The following is a 2132-nucleotide window of genomic DNA, read 5'->3' as shown; positions in this document are numbered from 1 at the left end:
TGTCAATGACCGTGGAATTGGGACCCCGTATTTTCGCGCAAAAGGGACCCCTGTTTAGGGGCGTTGAAGGGCACGCCGATTAGCGCCCGGTCAGGCGAAGCTGGTCGGGGTTGCACAGCCTGATCGGGCGCGGCTGATTGGCTTTCGGCTTTCGGCTTTAGCTTTGAGAACGACTTTTGAAGCGCCAGGATTCGTTTCCGGTTTCGACAATCTCGCAGTGATGGGTGAGCCGATCGAGTAGCGCGGTAGTCATCTTGGCATCGCCGAATACGGTGGGCCACTCACCGAATGCCAGGTTGGTGGTGATGATGACGCTGGTGCGCTCGTAGAGTTTGGAGACGAGGTGGAAGAGCAGTTGTCCGCCGGCCTGCGCGAAGGGCAGATATCCGAGTTCATCGAGCACGACGAAGTCGAGCCGGGTGAGGTGATCGGCGATACGGCCTTGTCGGCCGGAGCGGGTCTCGGTCTCGAGCCTGTTGACCAGATCAACGACATTGAAGAATCGGCCGCGTGCGCCGTTGCGGATAAGGGAGCGAGCAATGGCGATAGCCAGATGAGACTTGCCTGTGCCGGTTCCTCCGACCAGCACGACATTGCGTTGGTCGGCGACAAATGTGCCGCCGGCGAGATCGCGGATCAGGCTATCGTTGATCGGTGTGCCGGTGAAGTCGAAGTCCTCGATGTCCTTGGCCAGCGGCAACTTGGCGACGGTGAGCTGGTATTTGATGGAGCGTGCCTGCTTCTCCGATATTTCTGCCTGCAGCAGGTCGCCGACGATTCTCGGCGGCTCGTGCTGCCGTTTGATGGCGACACCCATGATCTCATCATAGGCCGATCGCATCCCGTAGAGCTTCAGTGCTCCCATCAATTCCAGCACTTCTGTGCGTTCCATGGTTGCTTGTCCTTCTGAGACTGTCATAGCGGGCGCAGTCGGCAATCGGCTCATGAGCCAGCTTCAGCGCCTGTGGGATGGAAAGGATCGTGCCCGGCGCCGGATCGCGACGGCGAGCCAGGATGTTGAGGATCACCGCCGCCGATGAGACGCCGTGATCGAGCGCTTCCTGGCAGGCCGCCTCGACCGCGTTCAATCCGTCGCTCAGCACGCAGGTGAGGATCGACACCATCTGCCGGTCGCCGTCATCGACGGCCTTGAGCTTGCGGCGCACCTTCTCCATGGCCGATGGCAGAACCCAGTTTTTGAACGGCGCGCCGTTACGCAGTCCGCCGGGCTTGCGGGCCAGCACCGGCACGTAGTGCCAGGGATCGTAGATCACTTCGTTGCGGCCGAAGCAGCGAGCATGTTCGCCCACGACCACGCCGTCCTGACGGATGACGATCCGATCGGCATAGGCATGGATCTCGACCGGTCGACCAACGGCGCTCGACAGCACCGAGTATTTGTTGTTGTCGAAACGCACCGTGCAGGTCTTCGATACCGGTGCCGGAACGCAATGGAAGCCGTCGAAGCGTCCGGCATAGGGAATGAAGCTGGCGCGCTCCTCCTCGAACACCTCCCAGATCGTGCGGTCACCCTGTTCGGGATGCCGGTGCGCCTTGGAGTAGGAAACGCATTTGTCGGCCAGCCAGCCGTTCAGATCCTCCAGCGTCTTGAAGCGCAGCCTCGGCGTAAAGAAACGCTCGCGCACCAGCCCGACCTGGTTCTCGACCTGGCCCTTCTCCCAACCCGACGCCGGCGTGCATGCTTCCGGCTCCACGAGGTAATGCCCGCACATCTGCGCGAAGCGGCGGTTGTAGCGACGATCCCTGCCGATGAAGATGGCATCCACCGCCGTCTTCATGTTGTCGTAGATGCCGCGCGTGCAAGCGCCGCGGAAGAAGGCGAACGCCCGGTCATGGGCGTCGAACACCATCTCCTGCGTTTCGCGCGGATAGGCCCGAACGAAGAACATGCGGCTGTGGCAAAGCCGCATGTGCGCCACCTTCACCGTAACCGTCACGCCATCCAGCAGGACGACCTCGTGGCTCCAGTCGAATTGGTAGGCCTCACCGGGCGCGAAGCTCAGCGGAATATAGGCCTCGGCCGCGGCACTGCCGCGTTGCTCTTCCCAATCCTGCGCATGCCGCCACACTGAGCTATAGCTGCCGTCATAGCCGAGGCCGCGAAGCTCCTC

Annotated in this window: 2 protein-coding genes; both read right to left on the bottom strand. The window is 61.8% G+C overall.

The genetic code is table 11. The features are described from left to right. Nucleotides 1-157: 157 nt before the first annotated feature. A complete protein-coding gene (gene istB, locus DY251_RS21150; RefSeq protein WP_116625880.1) occupies nt 158-892 on the bottom strand; it encodes an IS21-like element helper ATPase IstB in 735 nt (244 codons plus the stop codon). Then, nucleotides 825-2132, bottom strand: a 1308-nt coding sequence (gene istA / locus DY251_RS21145) for an IS21 family transposase (protein WP_116625879.1), incomplete at its 5' end; no start/stop codon positions are given. The genes istB and istA, both read right to left, overlap by 68 nt.

This window comes from Mesorhizobium denitrificans (assembly GCF_003403035.1).
GTDB classification, from domain to species: Bacteria; Pseudomonadota; Alphaproteobacteria; order Rhizobiales; family Rhizobiaceae; genus Mesorhizobium_G; species Mesorhizobium_G denitrificans.
The sequence above is the reverse complement of the archived record's forward strand: the minus strand, read 5'-3'. Positions and strand labels throughout refer to the sequence as shown.